Annotated in this window: 20 protein-coding genes; 1 reads left to right on the top strand and 19 read right to left on the bottom strand. The window is 53.4% G+C overall.

Annotated features, from left to right (window positions below; genetic code table 11):
- Positions 1-30 precede the first annotated feature (30 nt).
- The 15 genes from DWY25_RS07095 to DWY25_RS07025 form a co-directional block, all read right to left on the bottom strand.
- Complete coding sequence (locus DWY25_RS07095; protein WP_117894654.1) at positions 31-1479, bottom strand: M81 family metallopeptidase; 1449 nt, start codon at positions 1477-1479, stop codon at positions 31-33.
- A gap of 242 nt (positions 1480-1721) precedes the next feature.
- Complete coding sequence (locus DWY25_RS07090) at positions 1722-3767, bottom strand: S9 family peptidase (RefSeq protein WP_244925948.1); 2046 nt, start codon at positions 3765-3767, stop codon at positions 1722-1724.
- Between the two features lie 447 nt (positions 3768-4214).
- Positions 4215-5216, bottom strand: coding sequence for a nucleotidyl transferase AbiEii/AbiGii toxin family protein (locus DWY25_RS07085; RefSeq protein ID WP_117894652.1), 1002 nt, complete (start codon positions 5214-5216; stop codon positions 4215-4217).
- A gap of 4 nt (positions 5217-5220) precedes the next feature.
- Positions 5221-5829, bottom strand: coding sequence for a DUF6088 family protein (locus tag DWY25_RS07080; protein ID WP_117894651.1), 609 nt, complete (start codon positions 5827-5829; stop codon positions 5221-5223).
- A gap of 338 nt (positions 5830-6167) precedes the next feature.
- On the bottom strand, positions 6168-6959 hold the full coding sequence (locus DWY25_RS07075) for an HAD hydrolase family protein (protein WP_117894650.1): 792 nt from the start codon (positions 6957-6959) through the stop codon (positions 6168-6170).
- A gap of 68 nt (positions 6960-7027) precedes the next feature.
- Positions 7028-8398 carry an MATE family efflux transporter gene (locus tag DWY25_RS07070; protein ID WP_117894649.1) on the bottom strand — a complete coding sequence of 457 codons (1371 nt, stop codon included), beginning with the start codon at positions 8396-8398 and terminating at the stop codon, positions 7028-7030.
- A gap of 13 nt (positions 8399-8411) precedes the next feature.
- Complete coding sequence (locus DWY25_RS07065; protein WP_117894648.1) at positions 8412-9344, bottom strand: AEC family transporter; 933 nt, start codon at positions 9342-9344, stop codon at positions 8412-8414.
- Positions 9345-9440: 96 nt separating this feature from the next.
- Complete coding sequence (locus DWY25_RS07060) at positions 9441-10853, bottom strand: glycoside hydrolase family 1 protein (RefSeq protein WP_117894647.1); 1413 nt, start codon at positions 10851-10853, stop codon at positions 9441-9443.
- A 3-nt stretch (positions 10854-10856) separates the two neighbouring features.
- Positions 10857-12266 (bottom strand): glycoside hydrolase family 1 protein, encoded by a 1410-nt coding sequence (locus DWY25_RS07055; RefSeq protein WP_039863809.1) that lies wholly within the window; start codon positions 12264-12266, stop codon positions 10857-10859.
- A gap of 115 nt (positions 12267-12381) precedes the next feature.
- The gene (locus tag DWY25_RS07050) at positions 12382-13569 is read right to left on the bottom strand and encodes an MFS transporter (RefSeq protein WP_117894646.1); all 1188 of its coding nucleotides are present in this window, start codon (positions 13567-13569) and stop codon (positions 12382-12384) included.
- A 19-nt stretch (positions 13570-13588) separates the two neighbouring features.
- Positions 13589-14647, bottom strand: coding sequence for an AbrB family transcriptional regulator (locus DWY25_RS07045; protein WP_117894645.1), 1059 nt, complete (start codon positions 14645-14647; stop codon positions 13589-13591).
- Between the two features lie 43 nt (positions 14648-14690).
- Positions 14691-16148: a M81 family metallopeptidase gene (locus DWY25_RS07040; protein WP_117894644.1), complete on the bottom strand. Its 1458-nt coding sequence runs from the start codon at positions 16146-16148 to the stop codon at positions 14691-14693.
- A 54-nt stretch (positions 16149-16202) separates the two neighbouring features.
- Entirely contained in the window at positions 16203-17651 is a 1449-nt protein-coding gene (locus DWY25_RS07035) for a M81 family metallopeptidase (RefSeq protein ID WP_117894643.1), read from the bottom strand.
- An 11-nt stretch (positions 17652-17662) separates the two neighbouring features.
- Positions 17663-19114 (bottom strand): M81 family metallopeptidase, encoded by a 1452-nt coding sequence (locus DWY25_RS07030; RefSeq protein ID WP_117894642.1) that lies wholly within the window; start codon positions 19112-19114, stop codon positions 17663-17665.
- Between the two features lie 12 nt (positions 19115-19126).
- Entirely contained in the window at positions 19127-20512 is a 1386-nt protein-coding gene (locus tag DWY25_RS07025) for a M24 family metallopeptidase (protein ID WP_117894641.1), read from the bottom strand.
- Between the two features lie 91 nt (positions 20513-20603).
- Here DWY25_RS07025 and DWY25_RS07020 point away from each other — a divergent pair, with 91 nt between their 5' ends.
- Positions 20604-21473 (top strand): MurR/RpiR family transcriptional regulator, encoded by an 870-nt coding sequence (locus tag DWY25_RS07020; RefSeq protein WP_117894640.1) that lies wholly within the window; start codon positions 20604-20606, stop codon positions 21471-21473.
- Positions 21474-21544: 71 nt separating this feature from the next.
- On the opposite strand, the gene DWY25_RS07015 is transcribed toward DWY25_RS07020, so the two are convergent.
- The 4 genes from DWY25_RS07015 to DWY25_RS07000 form a co-directional block, all read right to left on the bottom strand.
- The gene (locus DWY25_RS07015) at positions 21545-22993 is read right to left on the bottom strand and encodes a M81 family metallopeptidase (protein ID WP_117894639.1); all 1449 of its coding nucleotides are present in this window, start codon (positions 22991-22993) and stop codon (positions 21545-21547) included.
- A 120-nt stretch (positions 22994-23113) separates the two neighbouring features.
- The gene (locus DWY25_RS07010; RefSeq protein WP_117894638.1) at positions 23114-24502 is read right to left on the bottom strand and encodes a PTS transporter subunit EIIC; all 1389 of its coding nucleotides are present in this window, start codon (positions 24500-24502) and stop codon (positions 23114-23116) included.
- A gap of 353 nt (positions 24503-24855) precedes the next feature.
- Entirely contained in the window at positions 24856-25683 is an 828-nt protein-coding gene (locus tag DWY25_RS07005) for a PRD domain-containing protein (RefSeq protein ID WP_117894637.1), read from the bottom strand.
- Between the two features lie 27 nt (positions 25684-25710).
- On the bottom strand, positions 25711-26154 hold the full coding sequence (locus tag DWY25_RS07000) for a PTS sugar transporter subunit IIA (RefSeq protein WP_006058002.1): 444 nt from the start codon (positions 26152-26154) through the stop codon (positions 25711-25713).
- Between the last annotated feature and the right edge of the window lie 348 nt (positions 26155-26502).

Here is a 26502-nt window from a genome sequence, read left to right as displayed (position 1 = left end):
TTGGAACACATTGATTTGAACTTACTGGCTTTAAATCTGATCGATCGGGAACATCGGCCGCATGATCCGCTTAAACGGAATCGAAGCGGTGTCCTGCGGGGTCGCGCCGTCGGTCAGCGACATGACGTAGAATTGAGCCTGCGCTTTGAAATCCGGGAAGATATAGCCTTGTTTCACGACCGTAACGTCGTAATCCGTCCATTCGATGCCGAGGTGGCGCAGCTGCGGATTGACGATGATCGGCTGGCTGGTGTTTGAAATGATAATATCAATCGGCCGGTCTTTGACGCTTACCAGCGTACAGCTGCCGAAAACTTTGATCAGTTCCTCGCCGACAAAGCGCGCGATTTCACCATGACTTTTCACGACGATGTCCAGCGGGACGCTTTCTGAAAGCGCGTCGTAGCCCACGCCCAGATCAATCCGGACTGTTTCGCCCGGCTGACAGGATTTCAGCTGGTCCGCGGTCTTCGGATCGCAGATCGGCGCGAACAGGAAACTTTTTTTCAGTGCTTCCACCGCTAACACCTGACGCAGCACAAACGTGTTCCAGCCGGTTGCGCCGGAGGTCGTATTATCTCCGGAATCGGTGATCACCGCCGGGCTGCCCTCAAACTCCAGCGTCATCGCCAGCGCTTCCTCGGGCTTTGCGGTCAGACCAGTGTAATGGAATTCATGGCGGCGGTCCCAGACATACGCCGCCAACTGATCGGCGATCGTTTCCGCATAAGCCTGATCCTCGGTCCGGGCCGGCACCACGACGATGCCGCAGCCGGCGACATCGCAGTCATGGCGGATATAGCCGACATGCCAGGAACAGCTCTGAATCCGCGGATCCTGTTCCAGTTCATCCATATACCGGTTGATTGAGCGCACCGGTTCGTCTGCGGAAACGCTCTGTTCCCCGCCCAGAATTAACGGCAGCTTACGGTACACGGCGTGAATTGCCTGGCGGTGCTTCAGCAGCTCGCATAACAAGCTCGTCACCTTTTCATAGGTTTCTTCCTTATCCGTATGCGGCGACTGCCGATAGCTGCGCAGAATCTGAATCGATTCGACATAGTCCTGTTTCAGATTGCCATGCGGATCACAGGCCACCGCGATCGGAACATAAGGGCCGACCAGCTTGCGGACTTCCTGAAGAATGTGATGATCACCGGATCCGCCTTCCAGCTCCGCGACCTCGCTCGCGCCATGAAGCATGAAATAAATTCCGTCGATCTCATGGAGATGTTCCCGCACTGCCTTCAGAAAGCAGCTTTCAATATAAGCGAACGCGCGTTGACTGACGACACCCGCCGCTCCGGCATTGGCGTAAATCGAAGGAATCAGCTCGATCCCGTGCTTCTCAAAAACCGGACGGATCTGCATCTTCTGGATACATTCCTCGCCGAAGGCGATGTCATAATCCGTGATTTCACACTGATGGGGAATGTTGGCGTTGGATTCCGTAACAAACTGGCCGATCAAGACTTTCATAAGGAATTCCTCTCTTTCCGTACCTGCAAGCTGAACTGTAATTTTGTGGACAACCACCCTGAAAAACAAAAAAACCAATCTGCAGAACAAAAGCCCTGCAAATTGGTTTTGCTTGTTTTGTAAAACAATAACAATCCAACTTCGTTTTTATTGTAAGCGATTTCGCCAGACGTGTCAATCTTATTTCGGACGGGATTCGACGGGATTTTCCTTTCTTTTCAGCAAGGAAAAAAGGAAGGGGGTTAACATCCTTCTTCCCCTGGAAATACCGATTCCGATACCGCGTTGACTGGACAATAGCGGTCAAGCCAGCGCTGGATTTCCGCGAACCGGCGCAGACGGTGCAGCGGCTTGCCGCTGCGGCTCAGCTCATGATGTTCGCCCTTGAAGCACACCATCCGGGTCGGTACGCCGCGATCGCTCAAAGCGGTAAACATCTGCAAGCCCTCGCTGATCGAACAGCGATGATCGTCTTCCGAATGCAGAAACAGCGTCGGCGTTTTGACCTGTCCGGCATAGCGCAGCGGCGAATGGCGCCACAGCCTGGCCTGATCCTGTTCATTCAGCGGATCCGCGCTCAGCTGATCGCGCACGAAATAATAGCCGAAGTCGCTGAGACCATAGATGGTCATAAAATTGGCGATGGAGCGCTGACTGATGGCGCAGGCAAAGCGATGTGTATGGCCGATCATCCAGTTGACCATAAACCCGCCGTAGCTGCCCCCGCTCACCGCGATTCGTTTTGGATCGATCGCCGGATAGGCCTGAATGGCTTCGTCGAGAAAATCAGTCAAATTTTGATAATCCTCGCAGCCATACCGCCCGCGGATATCCGCAAACGCGTCCCCGCGGCCGACGGAGCCGACCGGATTGCAGAAAAGAACGAAATATCCCTTGCCCGCCAGCATCTGCATTTCATGGTGGAAAACTTCGCCATAAGTGGTATTCGGTCCGCCGTGGATTTCCAATACCGCCGGATATCGTTGGCTTGGATCATAATGCCATGGCGTCAGAACCCAGCCGTCGATCTGCCTTCCGCCAGAATGAAATGACAGATACCGCGGCTGGATGACATCGCGATCGGCCAGCGCGTCCGCGTTCCAGTCCGTCAGCGAAGTCAGCTTGCCTTGCGGCAGTTGTGCCTGTTCGATTTCCTGAAGCCGATGGGCCCGCTGACCGATAAAGCGCACGGTTTGTCCTGTCACGTCAAAATCGTCAATAGAACCGTTGAAATCCAGTACTCGTCTGAGATTTCCTTTCAGATCAAGCTGGAATAAAGGCGTCGTCCAGCCTTGAGTCATCGTAAAGTATAGCGAAGTCCCGTCCGTTTTTACCGCGCTGCCACTGCTTAACCGGCAGTCGGTAACGATCGAGCTGCCCAGCGGATCATCCAGCTTTGCCAACAGCGTCACAGCGCCAGTATCCGGATTCAGTGTGTAGAAGTTCAGCGATTCATTCTTGCCATACCGCAGTCCGTCGGTCGCGGAGAACACGATCGTCCCGCTGACAAAACGCGGCTCTTTGATCCGCCGGTAAACCCCTTCTTCAATCAAGGTCGTCACACTTCCCGTTTGGGCGTCGAAGCAATACAAGCCTTCGCGTTGGGATGCCTTCCGCCCGTAGGTCATCCCGGTAAACAAAGCTTTCCCCAACTCAGGGCAAGCGGAAACGCTGCCGCAGTTCATCCGCGGATCGGTCAGCGGGAATAATTCTGTGGTTAATGTGTCGTAAACAAACAACCGCATCCGTTTTCCCTGAATAACGCCGCGGCCATCCGCGCACCACGGCAATTCTTCCAGCACGGTATAATCGGCGTTTTCGTGCTGTGTTTTTTGCCAGGCCTCAGCCTGTTCTGGATCCAAGGCATAAGCATCGGCGGCTTCCAGCTGGATTTCCGCTTTGATCAGCAGCTGAGTTTTCGTTAATCGCTGAACATCCGTCGTCTTCAGCGACAGCGTGAACGTTTCTTTCCATTCCTCCGTCGAACACAAGAATGTGGAAAACCGGGTTTGGGCAGAATTCGGCTGAGCTGGGGCATCCGTGGATTTCACCCCGCTTAACAACAGTGTATCCGCGTCGAGAAACAACAGGACGCCTGGTTTTTCCAACTCGCAGACAGTCCGCCATTCTTCGTTTTTCTGCATTTTCAATGTATAGCGATAGCGATTTGCTTCCTTATCCATCCGTCCGACAACACAGACATATACCGGATAATCCGCATTGTGATTTCCGGTCAGTTTTGATAAAAAGCAGTAACGTTCAAGATCTTCCATTAAAACAGGTTCCATTCCGATCACGTTCCCTTCCTGCTTTTACTTTAACGTCTCTCAATATTGAAGAAAAGCCCCTGCGGTCAGATCGGATGAAATTCTCACCCTCATTCCCCTTCACTCTCTCAATTTGATTCAATTTTCTATGATGCTCAAGAAATAATAAAAAAAGACTGTTTCCAGTCTTCAGCGTTTATGATCCGGGTATTGATACCTCAGGCGCTCTCTTTTCAGCGTTTTTTTCATGTTTTGATCAACGAAAATTCAATAAACGTCCGCATGGCTTCCACATCTTCCTGTTCGTCATATACCCGCAGCGCTTCATAAAAATATTCCGATCTTCATCATAAATGATCAGCGGAGGCATATCCTTAATTATGAAATCATAATTTAAAAGCGTTCTTCCGTTGCTATCACAGGACGATGGACATAATCTAAAAACTCAAAATCATTACCAAATTATGCTTACTTGAGCATGTTGATTTCTTTTTCCAATTCCCGGACTCCAGCGATTACTGTCTCAAACTCAGGAACATCTCCGAAAAGCATATCTTTCATAGCCTCGTAGTCTGCCTTCAAAGCTGCAAAACGATACTCTGCTGGTATAAGCTTTAACGTCCCTGGCACAGCTTCCGGATACTTTGCCCAAGCCCGTGGATAAAACTTCATTTTGAAGTTCACAACCTTCTTCAAAAGATCAAGCTGCGAAAAGGCAGATTCCTTTACTGGGGAATCAGCCATTCGGTATAGATCATAATAATGTCGGGAATAGCGCTGGGGCATTTCAGAATGTTCCGGCCTGTTCGCCTCATGATGTAAAATTGTAGCCTTTTCCCAAAATGTCCGTTCAGGAGCCACAGTCAAAATGCCAGTGCTTTTCTGGCGAAAAATATCCGGATAATACTTCGCGGCATAGGGTGTTATCTCGGCTGTCATCGCTGGCGTCCATGCCGCCAAGGCTCCAATTTCCAAACGAATCACCTGCAGGATTCCGGTATTGGTAAACAGTTTCGGATAAGAAAAAATGACTGTCTGCTTTTCTTTTTCATCCATTTCAATGTTTACTTCACAGCCAAGCTCTTGTGACAAATCCTTCCTGATTGCCGGGCAGAAAATTTCAGTCAAAAAAATTTCTGCCCTGACGTTAGCCTCTTTGTTAAATGCATCCTGCTTTGTGTTTGAACGCTGTTCCCAAGGCTCGTCTTTACCATACCCTAATAACCGCCAGTCCAGGATCAGATCAATATCTTCCGAAAACCGGTTGATCAGATTGAAGGCTTTTGAAAGGCTGGTCCCCCCCTTAAACGTTATGAAATCCATCCAAGGAGACCGATGAAATAAATAATCGAGTGTAAAGCAAACCCAGAAGTCCTTTTCCACAACGGTATCATTCAACCCCATTTTATCAGCTGTGTTTCTGAACAGTATCCGTTTATCATTGTCCGAAAATTTAGCAACATTTATCACTTTTTCAGTCCCTCTCCGCAATCTTCCGAATTGTATTATAAACCCAATCCGTGGACTCTGCCGCCTCTGTTAACATAATCGCTTTGTCCTCTTTACTCAACCGAAAACGAAGTATCTGGATCGTTTTCTCTGTAACGTTTGCTTTCCCCAATGTTTTCAATGCCTGAATTACAAGAATCGTCATATAGGAAAGTCCCGTAATCTCTTTGTTTGTTCGATGCTTAAATTCCAGCTTTGTGGAATCCCATTCATAGGTCTTATAAGGACCATCGCTGATATAGGACCAAACCGCTGTTACCTGTGTAGAAAGTCCCAACAAATTCAGAGCTGTATTCCCGCACGGGGCAATGCTCCAGTGATAATTCCGAGCCAGCGCTTTGGCTACGACTTCCGGATCTGCCGCTACATATTCCTTCAGCATTTCGCTGTATTCCGGCTTTTCATAAACTCCCTTTAGAATCCGCCGGATTAAGCCTGCCTGTGTCAAACGATTTAAATTTCGTCTTACCGTTTCTGTATCTGCAATATCGGCAAAATCTGCGCCGATGAAAACAGTTCCTTCTGCAGCATCCCGAATCCTTTCTTGAATCTTTCTGGAATAACTATTTGCCAAGTTAATTCCTCCTTTTGTCCCGAATATTATACAATATTCAGGACATTATTCCAATAGTATCTTTAAGTTATATTCATAGTATTAACTTGGAATAATCTATTCATGAAATAAGACATCACCTGACAAAAAGGTAAAATATCTACGCTATTTATTATTTGATTTTATAATCAACGCAGCTTGCTGCTCTTATCTTGCTTTCTGCTCAGGGTTCTTTGTTCCCTATCCTTAAATAATGCACTTTCCTAATAGAAAGAAAAGCAGAACACTTTTCGTGATTCCGCCTCTTTTTAAAGTCTTCATAATCTGCTGAGCGATTTTTAAGCAGGAAAGATAGATTCCTAACCCCTGCCGCTCTCGCGCGTCAGCGCTTCCGCCACCGACGTCACGACCCACCGCGCTTTTTGTCTGACCTCCGGCTCCGCCTGCGTCATGCAGTAACTCGTGTCCACAACGTCAAACATCCCGACGTCATTTTCCGAATCGCCGATCACAATCACCTCGCGCAGCGGTACGCCGATCCGCTCCGCAAGAATGCCCAGCGCGGCGGCTTTGGAACAATCCGGCCGGACCAGATCCAGATTATCAAAATCCGAGCTGACGATCTCCACGGTTCCCGCCAGCTTTTCCCGTAAGGCCCGTTTGACGCCGTCACGCTGATCCGGACGGATAATGATCCCCAGATTCAGGATTTCCGCATCCGGATCGACCGTCGTTTCTGCCAACGTCACCGAATCCAGCAGGGAACGGCGCAGCCGGTGCGGATGTCCGTACGGATAATGCCGGCAGTCGCTGCTGATCCATTGCCCCTGACAATTCATTTTCACCGTGGCGTCAACATGATGCCGCGCCAGCCAGCCGGCTACGTCCAGAAAAACCGCGGCCTTCAGGGTGCGCGTCATCCGTGTTCCATCACTGAAGATCAACTCAGCGCCGTTGCCGCCCAGATAATCAACCGCAAAGCCCAGATCCGCCGACACTTTCGGATAGGCCTGATGAATCCGTGCAGTCGCTACCGCGAACACGTTGCCTGCCGCCCGCCAACGCTGGATCGCCGCCCGGTTTTCCGCGCCGCTGTCGGTGACGTTGGGCGGATACAATGTCCCATCCAGATCCGATACAAACAGTTTCATGGTTTTTCCCTTTTCCTCCCTTGAACAGCCATTCCTTCTCTTGCCTCAACGATGAGCGTTGATCCGGATTAAACCGATAATTCCGCTTTTCCTTTTTTCCCTCGGATGTAAGGATGAGTAGCATAAGCGTAAATCAGCTGCGCCGTCATCAGACACCAGATCACCGGCTCGCAGAAAATCACCGCGAGATACTGAAACCTTGGAATGAACACGAATGCGAAGACGATCTTTCCCAACAGCTCGATCACACTCGACACCAGCGGAATCATTTTGGCGCCTAATCCCTGCAGCGCGTACCGGGTTTCCAACAAGACGCCCAAAACGGCATAGAACGGTCCGACTACCCGCAGATACAAGGCCCCGTTGTTCAGCACGACCGCCTCCTGCGAGCCGGAAATCAGCTGAACCAGAGCCGGCGCGAACAACAACAGAATCACGGTTACCCCTGCGGCCATCGCGATATCATACAGCACAGCGCACCGCATCGCCTTGAGAATCCGCGTCCGCTGATCCGCGCCCCGGTTCTGCGAAACAAACGTCGAAATCGCCATCGCCATTGCGGAGAACGGCATATTGAAGAACATGAACAGCTTGCGCGCCGCGGTATGCCCCGCGATCACCAGCGTTCCCAGATTGTTGATGCCATACTGCAGCACGACGGAACCTGCCGCAACGATGCTGCCCATAAAGCCCATCGACAAGCCCTGACCTAACATCTCCGCGTAAATCCCCCGCTCGATTTTAAAGTGCCGGCGCTGCGGAATTAACACCGGCGCTTTCTTTAAAATATAAATCAGGCACAAGACGACGGAAATCCCCTGCGCGATGACGGTCGCGACCGCCGCCCCGCCGACGCCCATGTGCAGCTGCGTGATGAAAAACAGATCCAGCCCGATATTCAGGCATGATGACAAAACTAAGAAGACCAGCGGCATGAAGCTGTTGCCGATTGCCCGAAGCAGACCCGCGCACAAATTATACGCGAACATGACCAGCGTGAACCGCGTGATCACCGAAATGTAGCTAAACGCCTCGGCGATGATCTCCGGCGGCGTATCCAGCATTTTCAACAATGGCATTAAAATCACTTCCGCGCCTACTGTCAGCACCAGCGAAGTCAAAAGGCCGATCACGATCGAAGCCGCCACCGATTTTTTAAGCAGCTCCGTATCGTCGGCGCCGTAGCTGCGCGCCGTCACGATCGCTAGACCGTTGCCGATGCCTAACGCGAAACCGATCAACAAATCATAAATCGCAGCGCAGGAACCGATTGCCGCCAGTGACAAATCACCCAGCGCATGGCCGACGATCATCGTATCGACGGTGTTGTATAACTGCTGAAACACATTGGAGAAAAACAGCGGAATCGCAAAGAAAAGCAAGCTTTGAAAGATCGGTCCGTGAATCAGATCGACCTTGAATTGAAGACGTCGCGTCATGGAAAATTCCCCCTTATCCCATCGACATTGTAGCGGAAACCAACACTAACGTAAACAGGGAAAAGACCGTGGAAAAGAAAACGCAGCGGCTGGTGTAGCTGGTGTTGCCGTTATACTTGCGGCAGAAGATCGTGGCCGTGGAAGCGACCGGCGTCGCGTTGACCAGCACGGCGGCAATCAGCTGCGGCGTGCTTAAATGCAGCGCCACACCGACGATCCAGGTCAAAAACGGCGCGATGATCAGCCGGAACAGACTGATCTGCACGATATCCTTCGATAATCCCATACTTGTCGATTCCCTGTCCAGCAGCGTCGATCCGACTAACAACAATGCCAGCGGACTCATGCATCCGGACAAGGAACTGAACACCGCGTCCAGCCCGCCCGGCAGCGGAATTCGCGCCAGGTTGAACAGAAATCCCAGGATCATCGCGATCGTGATCGGATTGAAAAAGAATTTCTTCATCACGGACAGCGCCCCTGCCGGCTTCCACTCCGTATTGAAATATTTCTCTCCGGAGGAAAACGACAGAATCCGCGTCGGAATCATAAAGATGTTCGCATACACGACCCCCATGCTTCCGCACAGCCCTTCGATCAAAGGCAGACCGATCAGCGAACCGTTGGATATCAACATCGAATACTGTGCGATGCGCTTCTTTTCTAACGGCATCGACTTGGGCAAAAGCCGCGACATCCCCAACACGAGCACGACCACGATCACGCCCGCCAACACCAACAGGAGACTTTCTTTTAACACCGCAACGGAAACGCTGCGGTAAAAGGACAGGAAGATATTGACCGGCATGATCAGATTCAGAATCAACGTCGACAGAAAAGCATCGATCGGACCGTCGGTGACTCCTCTTTTCTTCAAATGCAGACCAAGCCCGAAAAAGATCAGAATCTGCATTTCCACATTCAACAGAACAGACAAATCAAACATCGGTTTTCCCCCTTGCTTCTATTTAGAAAAGGCATCCGGATCGGACAGCCGCGGCGCAGGCCGGCGGTTGCCGCGAAGGATGCCTTAAAATTAAGCCTAAAGATCCTGATGCTCAGCGATAAACTGCTTGTACCAGAAATAACTTTTCTTCGGCGTGCGCTTGCGCTGCGGATCGTCATAGTCCACGCGCACCAGACCATAGCGCTTCTTGTAGCCGTTGATCCAGCTGTAAAGATCCATCGTCGACCAGACGTAATAGCCCTTCAGATTCACGCCGTCCTGCTTCGCCTTCAGAATATAATGAAGATAATTGCGGAGGAACTCAATCCGCTCGTCATCTTCAACATAGCCGTTTTCATCCGCGACGTCGTAACAGCCGTGGCCGTTTTCCGTAACGTAGATCGGGATATCGCCATAGCGGCGCTTGCGCTCCATCAGCGTGTTGTAGGCGCACTGCGGGAAGATCTCACGGCCCCAGTGATTCAGCTTGGTGTTGGGATCGCGGTCACTTTCAAACCAGCCGGCAATCGCCCGGGTTTCCCGCGCGGCGCTCGCTGAGCCGTCGTTGTTTCCGGCGTTGTTGACGGTAAAGGCAGTGATGCCGGAGGTGTTCGGTTTTACCAGCATCCGGCTGTAAATGTTCTGGCCTAAGAAATCAATCGTGTTGTGCTTCATGATTTCCAGATCCTCTTCCTTCACAAACGACAGGTCGATGCCCTTCGCTTTGACGGCGGCGATTAACTCCGGATCGTAAGCGCCCTTGATCGCCGGATCGAGAATCCAGTCGTTGCAGAAATAGTTGCAATATTTGACAGCGTCGCGGTACTCCGGCGTATCCTGAAGCGCCGTCGCCGGGCCGCAGCCCTGCACCACGCCGATCTGTGCTTTCAGATTCAGCTTGCGGAACTCGCGGATCGCCTTGGCCGTGCAGACCGCCATGTTGTAAGCACACTGGCAATAGTGCTGCAGGTTGGTTTCATTCGGCGGATAGTTGCCGACGCAGTAATCACAGTAAGCGTTATGGTTCGGTTCGTTGATCGTCACATACAGCGGAATCCGGTCGCCGAAGTGCTTGAATACCACAGAACAGTAATAAGCGAATTCATCGGCCACGCCGGGATAACACCAGCCGCCCTGATCGCCGATATAGTCCGGCAGATCATAATGGATCAGCGTGACGTTGGGCACGATGCCGTATTTTTCACACGCGTCCAGCACGCGGTCATAGAAGGCCAGACCGGCCGGATTGACGACATGATCGTTTTTCGGCAGAATGCGTGACCAGCTGATCGAAAAACGGAAGGTGTTCTGACCGCCCTCGGCCATCATCCGGAGATCTTCCTCGACATGATGATAGAAATCACAGGACACGTTGCCGGTGATTCCGGTCGTGTTCTTTTCGCTGTGACAGAACTGATCCCAGATGCTCGGCCCCTTGCCGTCCGCATCCCAGGCGCCTTCGCATTGATAGGCTGCCGTCGCGGAGCCCCAAAGAAATTTTTCAGCCATTGATCAGTCCTCAGTATGCTCGCGGATGAACTCGCGGTACCAGTGATAGCTCTTCTTCGGAATCCGCTTCAAACCGTTGGCGTAATCGACATAAATCAAGCCGTAGCGCTTTTCATAGCCGTTGATCCAGGAGTAGCAGTCAGTCGTCGACCAGGCATAGTAGCCCTTGACGTTGCAGCCTTCATTTTCTGCCTTGATCAGCCATTCAAGATACGACTTCAGAAATTCGATCCGTTCGTCGTCGTTGACCTCGCCGTTGGCATCCGGCTGTTCATACAGGGCATGGCCGTTTTCCGTGATGTAAACCGGAATATCGCCGTAGTCCTTTTTAATTCCCATCAGCATATCGTACACCGTCTTGGGATAAATCTCGCGGCTCCAGGCGTTTTTCGGTGTGTTCGGATCGACGTCGGTCTGGAACCAGCCCTTGACGGTATAGCCCTCGATCGTCTTGACCCCGGCTCCGACATTGTTCGGATAATAGTTGGTTTCCCCGGATTCGTACGGTTTGACCAATGCGCGGGTGTAGCAGTTCTGACCGAGGAAATCGATCGTGTTGTGCTTAATGATTTCCAGATCTTCTTCCTTGACAAACGACAGGTCGATGCCGCTTTCCTCTAACAGCGGGAACAGATCGTCCGGGAATTTTCCCAGGATCGCCGGATCGGTAACCCACTTGTTTTTAAACAGATCTCCGCGCCGCTGCGCCACGCGGTATTCCGGCGTGTCCTTGAGGATCTGAACGGTGTTGGTCGTATGCACGATGCCGACCTGCGACGTCAGATTCAGCTTGCGGAACTCGCGGATTGCCTTGGCGTTGGCAACGACCAGATTGTAACAAACCTGCACCAGCGTCTGCACGTTGTGGATATTCGGCGGATAGTTGCCGGTCAGATAGGAACAGTACGCATTGTGCGTCGATTCGTTGATCGTCACATACAACGGGATTTCATTGCCGAACTGCTCAAAGACGACCTTGCAGTATTTCGCGAATTCATCCGGGAAAATCGGATTGGCATACCCGCCCAGATCTTCCAGCCAGGCCGGGATGTCGTAGTGCAGCAGCGTGACGTTCGGCGTGATGCCGTTTTCCCGGCATTCCTTTAAAACGTCCTTGTAGAAGGCAACGCCTTCCGGATTGACCTGACCGCTTTGATCCGGCAGAATCCGCGTCCAGGCGATCGAGAAGCGCAGTGTGTTGTGACCGCCTTCCTTCAACAGCCGGATGTCCTCTTTGTAGCGATGGTAAAAGTCCGCCGCGACGTCGCCGGTGAAGCCTTTGACGTTCTTCGGTCCATGGCAGAACTGATCCCAGTTGCTTTCGCCTTTGCCGCCTTCGTTCCAGCCGCCTTCACATTGATAAGCCGCGCTGGCTGTGCCCCATAAAAAATCCTTTTTGACTTTACCGTTCATCGGTACCTCCTTCCAGTCCTTGCCGACTGATTTCTTTCTGATCTCCATTATAGAGATTTCTTATCGTTTTTTAAGCGTCTGAGCGACGCTTGGATAAAATTCTCAAAACTTCGTTTTATTCGCTTTGCGGCTTTGATAAATTGTTTTCACGCCCGGGCTTCAGCAGCCGGTTAAGCGCCGTCAAAAGCACCGCCGCCAGCAGCGCGTAGACGATCAGATAGCTGTAGGACGCCGGATAGCTTTGGGTGGCGGTAAACAGCGCGCTGAACAACATCGTGCCTAAAAACGGGCTGAACAGGGTATAGGTTCCCTGGACGCTGAAATTGCTCGGGTAGTATTTCTTACCGAAGGTTGTCAGAATATAGGCCGAGGAGATCGTCGGCACCGCGCCGAAGCTGAGTCCGACGAAAATAAAGCTTACCGCCAGCAGCGTTGTGCTGCCCAGCGTAAAGGCGCAGTACAGGATCGCGACGGCGGTTAAAAACAGCGTCGTGGCGATACCCATGGCCGTCCTGCGGCCGATTTTATCATAGATAATCCCGTAGAACACACGCGAGAGCGAATTGAACAACGAGATGATCATTGACAGCGTCGCCGCCATCGTCGCGCTGATCCCAAACGACACCCCGCAGCTGACCGCGGTTCCGGTCAGTGAGCTGCAGCCGGCCAGCACCAGCACGCTCCAGAGGAAGTAAACGTAAAAGCGCGCGCTTTTCATCATCTGACCGGTGGACACCTGGCCTTCTTCCTCGATTTCCAGCGTCCCGGCCTGCTTCACGACCCCACGCGGCTGAACGATAATCGCCGTCAGCAGCGACAGTCCGAACGCAATCCCCGCCAATAAGGTCATCGCCGTGCGCCAGCCTGTGCTTTCAATGATCAGCGAGGTCGGCACATTGAACACAAATGCCGTCAGACCCGCGCCCATCACCAGAATCCCGCTGGCCAGGCCCGGCTTGTCGTTAAACCACGTCATGACGCTCGTCAATAACGCCTTGTAGGCAAACCCCGCGCCCAGGCTAAACATCACGCTGTAACAAACATAAATCATCATCACGTTCTCTGCCCGGCTGGTCAGAAACAAGCCGGCCAGAATCATCAGGCTGGCCGCGATCATGCTTGCCCGGAAGCGGACGCGGTAATAGATAAAACCGCTCAGCACGCCGCCGGCGCAGAAACAGATCTGGCAGACTGAGAACACGTTGGCAACGCTGGCCGCCCCGGCAAAGACCGTCCAGTTATACATCAAGCCGAACACGCACATCGCCAGCGAGCCCAGACCCAAATAGAAATATCGCTTCATCGTTTTCCCTTTCTTTCCGCTATCCGATCCACTGGATAAAACCGAGGATCAGCGGCGGCATCACCGCGACGACATACGCCGCACGCAGCACCTGAATCAGCGCGATCTGCGAGAGATCCGCGCCCAGATCGGCGGCGATCAGCGACATGTCCGTCGCACCGCCGGGAGCGGAAGCGAACATCGCCGATTTCAGATCCAGCAGCTTTGTCCGCCTGCATATTCCGCTGTAAAGACCGTTGACCGTCCAGTAGCTGAGCAAAAGCAGGCCGACCGGCACCAGCGTTGACGACAGGCTGCTAAAGGTCGCAGCCGTGATGCTGACGCCGACTAACGACCCGGCCAGAAGCTGCGCGATATTTTTGATCGCCAGCGGTACGGCGCAGACCGAAGTCGTGCAGTTGAGCGCCGCGACAGCGATCATCGGAAACACCATCGACGCCGCCGGCAGACCGCTCGCATTGCCCAGATAGCCTAACCCGATGCTGAGCAGCAGCGTGAAGACAATCCGCGAGGACCGTGTTGAAATCAGCCGGTCCAGCGGCGTGTGCACCGCATCCAGCGGTTTTTCTTCCATCGCCGGTGCGGTCTTCGGTTCATGCCGGGTCACGAATTGAATCCAGTACGGGAAAAACAACAACACGCCGACTAGCCGGGCTGTCTGCATCATCGCGACGGTTCCGACATCCGCATCCATCTCCATGGCGATTAACGAGATATCCGTTACCCCGCCGGCCACGCAGGAAAGCAAAGCCGTAATCCAATCCCAGCCGCACAGTTTCTGGATCGCGATCCCGACGATAAACGTATTCACCGTCAGCATGACTGCCAATAACAGAAACGGGACGATCAGCCCGCGCATCCGCGCCACATCTTTACGCCCGATCTGCATGCCGATAAAGGCCCCGGAAATCGCCTGGGCGAAGACCTTCACCGCCATCGGCAAGGCGGCGTAATCGAATAAAATATTCGTCAGGCCCACGGCGAGCATACTGCCCAACATCGCGGGCGCCGGCAGTTTCCACCGCGCTGCCAGCTGCCAGCCGGCGACGCCTGCCAACAGCGTTAAAACCCAATTCAAACACTCGTCCCCCTTTGTCTTCTCTCCCGTTTTATTCCATCAGTTAAATCTCGTCGAGCGGATAGATCGGACGGATGACCTTCTTGTATGTCAGCCGCTCCGTGCGCTGCATGCACGCCCCGTCGGTCAAGGACATGACGTAATGCGACGCCATCGCTTTCAGTTCCGGATAGAGATAGCCCTGCTTGACGATGATCAGATCATAGGCATCCAGATCGACGTTCGCCTGTTCATACTGGGCCCGCTCCGCAAATGAAACGGAATAGCTCTGGATCACAACCGTGACCGGTTTGTCATCCAGTTTGATCGTCCAGCAGACGCCGACCACCTTCGGATCATGATAATGATTGTGCAAGTCGCCGGTGGAAATCACCGTGCCGCTTAAATGAACCTTGGCTGACAGTGCGTCGATTTCCGGACCGACGTCAAATTCCACATGATCGCCGGCCTGCTTGCCGGCCAGCGTGCTTTCGCACAGCTTCTTGTCGGTAATCCCGGCGATCAGAATCTGCTTGCCGTGATAGTTGGTTTCCGCCAGCACCTGACGCAGCACAACGGTGTTGCCGCCCGGCGCCCCAGCCGTGACATTATCGCCGGAATCCGTTAAGAAGCAAGGCTTTCCCGGATGCTTGAGCATCGCTTCCCACGCTGCCTCCGGCTCGTCCGCGTACCCGGTAAAATGGAATTCCTTGTGCCGCGCCCAGACGAAATCATAAATCTCATTCGCTTTCTGCCGGGCATACGCTTCATCCTCCGGCTGGTTCGGCACGACCACGACGGACGCACCGCACTTGGCGCTGTCATGACGCAGATAGCCGATGTGATAGGAACAGCACAGAATCCGCGGATCAGCTTCGATTTCATCGAGCAGGCGGTTGATCGACACCAGCGGTTCATCGGTGGAAACACAGCGCTCCCCGCCTAAGAGAATCGGCACCTTGCGGTACACCGGATGAATTTCCCGGCGGTTCTGGATCAAGTTGACCAGGCAGCGGAAAACGATCTGATGCGCTTCCTTGCGGTCGGTATGCGGACTGTGGCGGAAGGTGCGCAGGATGTTCAATCGGTTTGCGTACTCCTGATCGACGTTGCCATGCGGATCACAGACGACCGCGATCGGCATGTACGGCCCGACGATCCTGCGGATTTCCTCGATGATCTTGTGGTCGCCGGAACCGCCTTCCAGACCGATTACATTGCTTGCGCCATGCAGAAAGAAAAACATGCCGTCCAGCTCGCCCTGGTATTTTTCCACAGCGTGCTTAAATTGTTTCAGGATATAATCGAACGTATCGTAAGCGACCCGTCCCGCGCCCGCCCCGTAGGCGAAGATCGCCGGGATCAGCTCAATATCGTTGGCTTGAAGCTCAGGCTGCAGTTCGTCCAGATACATCCGGTGGGCAATGTCCTCGCCGGTCTGGATGACGAAGTCCTGGATTTCGCAGGGTTTGGCCACGTAGGCGTTGGATTCAGCGACGAGACCGCCGATTAAGATTTTCATGAGATTTCCTCCTTCCGCGTTTTTGCCGCGGTCTTTAAAATGATGGTGTTACGTTTAAATTTCATCGAGCGGGTAGATCGGCCGGCTGACTTTCTTATAGATCAGCTTTTCCGTCCGCTGCTGACATGCGCCGTCGGTCAACGCCATGACGTAATGCTTGGCCATCGCTTTCAGCTCCGGATACAAATAACCCTGCTTGACGATGATCAAATCATAGCCGTCCAGATCGACGTTGGCCTTTTCATATTGTTCACGCTCGGAAAACGACACCGCCGCGCTGGCGATCACGACGGTCACCGGCACATTGTCCAGCTTCACGGTCCAGCACTGTCCGGCCACCGCTTCATCGCCATATCGGCGATGAAGATTGCCAGTCGATATCACTGTTCCGAAAATCGAAACCGGCGCAGAATGAGCATCCAGATTCGCACCCAGCGTTAACGCCACCGGCTCACCCGCTTTTTTATGGGCCAGCACTGTCGCGCACAGCTGCGGATCGCAGATCGCCGCGAACAGGATCGACTTGTTATGAAAATCGTTCAGCGCCAGCACCTGCTTCAGCATCGTCGTATTCACGCCCGGCGCTCCGGCCGTGACATTGTCGCCGGAATCGGATAAGAAGCATGGACTGCCGTCAAACTCAAGCATGACCCGCAGCGCTTCTTCCGGTTCTGAAGCGTTGCCCGTAAAATGGAATTGTTGATGCCGCGCCCAGACAAAATCATAGATCTCATCCGCTTTCTGCTTCGCGTACTCCGTGTCTTCGGGACGATCCGGCACCACGACGATGCCTGCCCCGCAATGTTCGCTGTCATGCCGCAGGTAGCCGATATGATAGGAACAGCACAGGATCCGCGGATCCGCCTCGATTTCATCAAGGAGCTTGTTGATGGAACAAAGCGGTTCATCCGCTGAAACACAACGCTCCCCGCCCAACAGAATCGGTACTTTCCGATACACCGGATGAATCGGCCGGCGGTCTTTGAGCACATCGAGAAGGCAGCGGAAAACGGTCTGACTGGCCACATCCCGGTCAGAATGCGGGGAATGGCGGAAGGTCCGCAGGATCGTGCATTGATCAACATAGGCCTGGGCCAGATTGCCATGCGGATCGCACAGCACCGCGATCGGCATGTACGGTCCGACCACCTTGCGGATTTCATTTAAAAGATAATGATCGCCGGAACCGCCGGGTAAGCCGCGCACATGGCTGGCGCCGTGCAGAAACAGATAGATGCCGTCCAATTCATGTTCGTGTTCCTTGACGGCCTGGATGAATTTCTTCCGCAGATAATCGAACGTATCGAAATCAACAACCCCGGCCGCCATGCAGCTGGCATGCAGGGAAGGAATCAGTTCAACATCGTTTTCCCGGGCCAGTTCGCTGATGTACAGCTTATCCGCCATTCCCGGTCCTTTCAGAATCGTAAAATCCTGAATTTCACAATCCTGCTTCACATAGGCGTTGGACTCCGCCAATAAGGCCCCGATTAAAATTTTCATGATCTTACTCCTTAAATTTCATCAATCGGATACATCGGCCGCTGAATCCGTTTAAAGGTCAGCCGGCGCGTATCCTGCAGCGTTGCGCCTTCGGTCAGCGACATAACGCTGAACGCTGCTTTCGCTTTCAGCTCAGGGAAAATATAGCCCTGCTTGACGATAATCACGTCATAGTCATCCCAATCCACGCCGGCCGCAATAAACTGGTCGTGCAGCGCGTAGGTCTGACGCACATCGGCGATGACGATCGTTACCAAACGGTCCTTCACCGCCACGCTGACGCAGCGGCCAAACTTCGTATACTGACCGGCGTTGTAGCCGACCGGCATCAGCACGTCGCCATGATGCAGCACGGTCACATCCAGCTCCACGGCTTTCGACAGCTCGTCATAGTCCATTCCCAACCGGATCGTACAGGCCGACCCCACCGGCTTGTCCGCCAGCTCACGGCACGTCCGGGGATCGCAGATCGAAGCGAACAGCACGCGTTTTTCCAGCTTTTCCTGAGCCAGAACCTGACGCAGAATCAATGTGTTCCAGCCGGTCGCTCCGGAGGTCACATTATCCCCGGAATCGGTGATGAACGCCGGTTTTCCCTTGCATTCCAGTGCCATCCGCAGCGCTTCATCAGGCTGGGCAGTCAAACCGGTATAATGAAATTCATGCCGCCGCTGCCAGATGAACTCCGCCAGCTGATCCGCGATCTTTTCGGCATAATCCCGGTATTGGTTATCGGCAGGAACGACCACAACGCCGCAGCCCGCAACGTCTGTATCGTGACGGATATAGCCGACATGCCAGGACACGCTGAGCAGCCGCGGATCCTGTTCCAGCTCATCCATATACCGGTTGATCGAACGCACCGGTTCATCCGCCGACACACTCTGTTCCCCGCCTAAAATCAAAGGCAGCTTGCGGTAGACGGGAACGATCGACTTCGGCTGCTTCAACAGATCGCAAAGCATCCGGGCAACAAGCCGGTAGGTTGCTTCCATGTCGGTATGCGGAGATTCGCGGTAGGAGCGCAGAATCGTCGCCCCCTCCACATACTCCCGGCACAGATTGCCATGCGGATCACAGGCAATCGCAACCGGCAAATACGGCCCGGTCAGCTCGCGGATTTTCTGAAGCAGATGATGCTCGCCGGAACCCAAACCGTCAACCTCGCTGGCGCCATGCAGAAACAACAGCACGCCGTCCAGCTCATGAATATGCTTTTTAACGGTGTTGAGCACGCACGATTCGATATAATCAAACGCATTGCGCTCGATCACCCCGGACGGTCCGCTGGCCGCGAACACCGCCGGAATCAACTCAATCTTTTCCTTTTCAAAGATGTCGCCGATCAACATCTTGTCGATCACCTTTTGAGCCTGGACCGCCAGATCATAATCCGCAAGCGTATTCTTCATCGGGATATGAGCATTGGATTCGGTCCGCATGCATGCCGCTAATACTTTCATCCTGCTTTCCGCCTATTCCGCGACCAACGCGCTATCCTTATTTAATAGGAATGGCCGCAGATAGGCGACGGTCGAGCACATCGGCAGCACGTCTTCGGAAAGTTGGATATTCAGCGTTTCTTTCAGGTAAGTCCGCCGCGCCTGCATCCGCTGCCACATCTGCGGATATTCCTGTTGAATCTGGCGCTGCAGTTCCGCATCCGCCAAAACGACGGTGCTTTCGGCGCTGGTTCCCGGATAGCCGGAAACGGACGGAATGATATCGATCTGGAAAAGCATGCCGCTTTTCAGAATTTCCGTACTGCCTTCATAAACCGGAGAAGCCATCCATTCTTCCTCCGCGCTCAGATGCCCCGGGCACAGCGACCAGCCGTACTGCGCGCGCGGCAGCACCGTTTCTACGGTATTGAACAAATCGCCGCCGGTCTGACCGATGTGGATCGTTTCCAGCCATGCCGCATAGGCGCTGAAATACGGTCCGGCCACCCGCTCGAGATAATCACGTTGGGCTTCCGGCAGTTCGTCCGCGTTATGCACGGCGACGCCGGCCCGGCTGCTGGAACCGCCGCGGTAGCCGACAGTTAAGGAAATCGGATCACCCAGCTTGACGGTGTTGGCCGTCGGGAACATGTTCGCTTTGACAAAGCGCGGACCGCTCGAGGCAATCGTAACAATGCTCGTATGCTGCCCTTTGCGCACTAACGCGTCGCCCAGCTCCAGCTCGCTGACGCCCGGTTCCAGCTTGTCCATCGCATCCAGCACGCAATCGGAAGCCAGCGCCGCCGCATATTCGTAATGCGCGATTTCATTCGCGTTGTTGGTGGTGCGCACGCCGTTTTCCCCGATGAACAGACCGGTTTCATTGCTTAACTGCGCTTCGCCGACGATCGCCTTGACCGCCTCGACGACATAAGAAGGGATATCGTAGCTCTGCCGGTTGTCCTCCAGCGGACTGGTAAACAGTTTCCATCCAACTAAGCCGGTGCGCTGTCCTTCGGCGATTCCCGCTTCCTGAAGCAGCGTTTTCAGCGATTTGTCGTGACGATGCGGCTGATTCGGCAGCGAGAACAGCGAGACATGCACAGCCGCGGCTTCGATCCGGGCCTTAGCGGCTTTGTTCAGGTTTTCGTTGCCCAAGACCAGTGTCGCCTTGCCGTTGGCGTTCAGCACGAGCAGCGCTTCCTCAAAGCGGGTGAAATACCCGACTAAATACTCGAAATTTCCGCCGTGCTCGACATCGCCGTACACGATCAGCTGATCCAGTCCGCGCGCTTTCATCGCGGCCAGCACTTTTTGTTTGCGCTCGGCGATCGTTTCGTCGCTCAATCCGACCGGCGTGCCCGCGCAGTCCTTTTGCGGCGCGCTGACTTGTTTTAAAACGGCTTTGATTTGTTTCATCGTTTCATTCTCCTTTATTCTGACGGTTCGCTTCTCTTTCGGCTTTGCCTGCAATCGTGGTATAGTTAAAGCAGGAAAAGGAAGATGCGTTGTGAATCTGTTAAAAAAACTTGAAAATCTTGAAAATGTCACGCCCAACGAGCGAATTCTGATCGACGCGATTCTGAAGGACCCGGAAAGCTTTATCGCGGCCAAGCCGAAGGAAATCGCTTCGCTGACCTATGTCTCCGTGCCGACGATCTACCGGCTGATCAACAAGCTGGGCTTAAGCGGCGTCAACGACCTGAAGCTGCAGCTGCAGGACGCGCTGCGTTCGGAAACCGAAGTCCCGGTGGAAAGCATTGACTTTCCGATTTCCCCGACCGATACGGTCAACGAGATCCTGCTTCATTTAAAGGACGTTTACACCCAGACGATTGAGGACACGCTGAATCTGTCCGATCAGCAGGTGCTGGTGGACGTGTCGGCACTGATGAAACAAGCGGCGTTCATCGACGTGTACGCCTCCGCCGGCAATCTCTTTTTCGCCCGGAACTTCCAGTTCCAGATGCAGGAGATCAATGTGAACGTGAACGTTCCCGAAGCGGAATACATGCAGAAACTGTCGGCCGGCAACGCCGACGCCCGCCATCTGTCGATCGTCATTTCGTTCGGCGGCCGGGGCGGCTCGATGAACACCGTCTGTCAGATCTTAAGCGACAACCATTCGCCGATCGTGCTGATCACCTCGACCCAGAAAAATCCGCTGACGCGCTTTGCGCAGTATAAGATTTACATGTCGTCGTATGAAAATCACTATCAGAAGATCTCGTCGTTTTCGACGCGGATGACGCTGCTTTATATTCTGGACACGTTGTATTCGATTTACTTCCGGCTCCAATATGACGAGCTGTTAAATCGGAAGCTGACAACGTATGAGAAGATTCACCGGCGGTTAACCCGCCGGGAACCTGAAGATTAGCGAGAACCGGCGCTCCGCTTGCGCCGGTTTTCTTATGGAAGCTGGGATCTGGTTTGATCGTCAGTTCAGGATTAAATCTGATCAACCGGGAACATCGGGCGCATGATCCGCTTGAATGGAATTGAAGCGGTATCCTGCGGCGTCGCCCCGTCGGTCAGCGACATCACATAACCGGCGGCGTTTTCTTTCAGATACGGGAAGATATAGCCCTGTTTGACGACTGTCACATCGTAATCCATCCAGTTCACGCCGGCGCTTTCAAACTGAATCGCATGCGCGTAGGACTGGCGGTGATTAGCGACAATGATATCGATCGCCGTGCCTTCCACGTGAACGACGACACACTTGCCAAACGTCTTGGCAATGCCTTCAGTTCCGATGCCGATCGGCCGGACGACCTCACCCTTGGACAAGACGGTGACTTCCAGCTTGACCTTCTCTGACATCGCATCGTGCCCCACGCCCAGCTCGATCTCCGTTTTCGTGCCGAGATCCAGACCGTCGAGCAGATCGCATGTCTTCGGATCGCAGATCGAAGCGAACAGAATCCGCTTATCGGATTTGGCCGCCAGCGCCTGCCGCAGGATGAACGTATTCCAGCCGGTCGCGCCGGAGGTTGTGTTATCGCCCGAATCGGTGATGACAAACGGTTTGCCTTCAAAGCTGAGCGCCATCGCCAGCGCGTCTTCTGGTTTCGCGGTCGTGCCGGTGTAATGGAACTCATGCCGCTTGTTCCAGACATAGTCCGCCAGCTTGTCGGCAACCTCTTCGGCATACGCCTGATCCGCTTCCGTAGCCGGCACCACGACGATGCCGCAGCCGGCGACGTCGGTGTCGTGACGGATGTAGCCGACATGCCAGGAACAGCTCAAAATCCGCGGATCCTGTTCCAGTTCGTCAAGATACTGATTGATCGAACGCACCGGCTCGTCCGCCGATACGCTCTGTTCCCCGCCCAGAATCATCGGCAGCTTGCGGTACACAGAATGAATGTTCCGGCGGTCCTTGACCAGATCGCAGACCATCTGCGCCATCTTCCGCCATGTATCGCGGGAATCGGTGTGCGGGGACTGGCGGTAGCTGCGGATCGCGGTCGTCGCTTCGACATAGTCCTGACACAGATTGCCGTGCGGGTCGCAGGCCACCGTGATCGGAATGTACGGTCCGACGAGTTCACGGATCGCCTTGAGGATGTGATGATCGCCCGAGCCCAAGCCGTCGACCTCGCTCGCACCGTGAAGCATCAGATAAATCCCGTCAATTTCATGCAGATGCTCGCGCACCGCATTGAGGAAGCACGCTTCGATATAATCAAACGTGTGGCGCTTGATCACGCCTGAAGCGCCCGATACCGCGTACACCGATGGAATGATTTCAATCCCGGCCTGCTCAAAAATATCGCCGACCTGCATTTTTTCGATCAGCTCGTCGCCGAATGCGATGTCAAAGGTCGTGATCTCGTCCTTGACGGGAATGTTGGCGTTGGCCTCATTGATAAACTGTCCGATTAAAACTTTCATAGCATCACCCTGCGAAGCCTGCCGCTTCGCCCTTTCTCATTGACTCTGACAAATAAAGGTCCGTTTAAACAAGCGCTGCCGGAATGAAGCATCCCGGCAGCGTGAAGTGAAACCTGATTTTTATTTCGCTGTCTTTTTCATATCCCGGCTGAGAATGACTTTCGTCGCCAGGAAGGAAACGATCGTCGCGATCGCCGCGACCAGGATCGCGATCCAGACATAATGCAGACCACCGTTCTGATCAACGAAGAACAACAGTGTCAGATAGCCTGGGCAGCCGCCCTGAACGAACGTTCTCAATCCGAATAGACCTGCGACTAAGCCCGCGGAAACCGCGCCGATGGCTGTGCCGATCAACGCTTTCGGCCGCGACAGCAGCGCGCCGTAGAAAGCCGGCTCCGTAACACCGCACAGCGCCGTGACGCCGAACGAAGCGATCATGCCCTTCTGCGCCTTGTTGTCTTTGATCGTCGTCGCAACCGCTAAGGCCGTGCCGCCGATGCAGATGTTGGAAACGAAGCCCATGATGCCGGTGACGGAGTTGTAACCGAGGTTGGCAATCAGTTCGATGCCGATCGGAGACAGACCTTTATCCAAACCGAACATAACCATGTACGGATAGATCGCCGACAGAATCGGCTGGGCGATAAAGCCGAGCGTATTGGTCAGCCAGATGCAGAAGGCCGCAATGTAGCCGGACAGCTGGTTGCCGATCGGGCCTAAAACGATTAACGTAACCGGAACGACGAGAATCATCGTGATCAGCGGCGTCAAGAAGAACGTCAGTGCTTCCGGAATGATCTTCTTCAGAACCTTCTGGACATAGTACATAAAGAAGACGCCCAGCACGATCGGAATGACGGTCGAGCTGTAGGAAACCTGCGGAATGCCGATGCCGAAGAAGTCGGTGACCGTTCCGGTCGCAAAGCGCGGAGCGATCAGCGTCGCACCCAGGAAGGCGCCCATGATCGGCTGCATCTTTAACTGGGAAGCTAACGTATAGCCGACGTACACCGGCAGGAAGGCAAAGCCGGCGTCAAAGATCATCAGCATCAGCTGTGCCGTGCCGCTGTCGACGCCCATGCCGAAGTAGTTGACCAACAGGTTCTTGATCGCCAGGATCATACCGCCGGTGATCATCGCCGGAACGACCGGCATGAAGATCGGAGCGACGAAGTTGCCGAACTTGTTCAGGTAGTACATCGCGTTCTTCGGTCCGGATTCTTCCTCTTCCTCTGCGGCGACGGCGCCGCCTTCTCTCCATCCGGAGATTTCCAGGAATTCTTCGTAAGCGTCATGAACGCCCGGGCCGATGATGATCTGGATCTGCTTGTCTTTGTTGACGATGCCGGCGGATCCCGGAAGATCTTTTAAGCCTTCCTCATTGACGACGCTCTTGCGGGCGTAGCTGATCCGCAGACGTGTTGCGCAGTGCGTGACGTGCGTGATGTTCTCCACGCCGCCTAAAGCTTCCAGTGCTTTTCTGGATAACTCTTCATATTTCCCCATACTTGGTGATTTCTCCTTTCAAATCTTTTTTGGATTTGCAGCTTGAAACGGAGCTTGGAAGTTCTGGCGTTCAGCCTGCCTCGCCTTCGCGAAAGGCGGACGGCAGCGAAACGTTATAGGGACGATCGGTTCCAGGGTGCGGCTTCCGTGCCGCGCTGAAGCTTTTCAGCCTTTTCCCTTACGTTTCTTTCTGAACATCCCCTGTCCTCCTTGCGGGAAGCCCCGTCTTAAGCCGGTTGTCTTCCCAGGCCAGCTAAGCCTGTTTGAGAGGAATGGGTGCCGGTGATCCTTCCGGTCCTTTTTCAAAACCCTTTATCACACAGTCCGCTCTGAAGGGACTGGCAATAACTCTGTTACTCGGTCAGACGGATCAGGTGGATCATAATGTACAGCTTTTCATCGGTGCTGACGGTATAACCGTACCGGTCCTTGATCCGCTGCGCGATCCGCTCGATACACGCGGTTTCCCGCGGATGCGTCTGCTCGAACACCCGGTAGGTGCTGAGGTTGTAGTCGGATTTGGTGCTGAGATATTCGTTGTTGACAACACGCTGGGCAAAGAAGCGGCAATGCGTGATGAAGCGGTCGCACTGACCGTTTTCCGTATCAATTTGGAAGTCCTCACGCACGATGTTGAGGATCTCCTCGATCACGGCGGTGATTTCATACATCTGCTGCATATTGGAATCCAGCTCGGCGTTGATGATGTGCAGGGCGATAAAGCTTGCTTCGCCATCGTCAATGTCGATTTTCAATTTCTGCCGCAGCAGCTCCGTAACTTTTAAGCCCAGCCGGTATTCTTCTTTATACAGCGACTTGACGTTGAGCAGCAGTGTCGGGTCGAAGACGATCCCCATTTTGATCCGTTCGATCATATTGGCAATGTGATCGGTGAGCGTGACATAAATGGAATCGTTGATCCGTTTGGTGGACTGGGTCTTGATATAATCGATGATTTCTTCCGAAACCAGAATTGTTTTGTAGGGAACGTCCTGAACGAGCGTTTTGAATTTCTGACCGACGTCGTCCTGAAGTTCAAATTTCTTTTCAATCCGCCCTTCGACGACCTTGCTTCCGCGGGTCATGCCGAAGGCAATTCCCCGGCCGACCAGGATGATCTCGTCACCCGCCTCGTTCTCTGAGAGGATGACGTTGTTATTGTAAATCTGTTTGATGATCACGGAGCCACCTCGCTTTCAGCGCCTGCCTTACGCTTCGATTTCAAATAAAGCTTCACCGGGTTTCACGTTTTCCTCGCTTTTCAGCAGCTTTACTTTGCGGTTAATTGCCAGAACCGGTACGATTGTGTCGCAGCCCTTTTTTCGGATATAATTCCAGTCCACGATCGTTAACAGATCGCCGGGCTGAACGTGATCGCCGACCTGCACCTTGGTGTCGAACGGCGTTCCCCCCAGCATGACGGTGTCAATGCCGATATGCAGCAGGATTTCGATGCCGGTCTCCGTTTTGATGCCGATCGCGTGCTGTGTTTCATAGACCATCGTGATTTCGCCGGCTACCGGGCTGTAAACTTCACGAGCTTCCGGCGCAATCGCCATGCCGTCCCCCAGCATCCGCTGCGAGAACATTTCATCCGCAACATGGTCCAGATTGACCGCTTTTCCGACTAACGGGCTATAACAGATTTCCATCGCTTAACCTCCTTGGAAAAAAGAAAAAACCAATTTGCAGAGAAGACATAAAAGTCCTCTTGCAAATTGGTTTTGCTTGTTTTATTGAACAATAACAATCCAATTACACCGTCATTGTAAGCGATACCATCAGAAATTGTCAACAGAAAATTTCCAAATTTTTCTAAAAAAAATCACCTCTCAATTACGCCCGTCATCGCCAGTAGTAAGCTTAAACCGATTGTAATTACACCTGATAAATATTTCAATTGAGAATAAATTAAAGGGGGAAATTCAGAGCCAATCACCTTGCGTTCTGAAGTTTTCCGGTGCTTTTATAAATTAAGGGTGACGATCACAATTCCATTG

The organism is Holdemania filiformis, assembly GCF_003459085.1.
Classification (GTDB): Bacteria; Bacillota_I; Bacilli_A; order Erysipelotrichales; family Erysipelotrichaceae; genus Holdemania; species Holdemania filiformis.
This window is presented reverse-complemented; position numbering and strand designations above follow the sequence as displayed.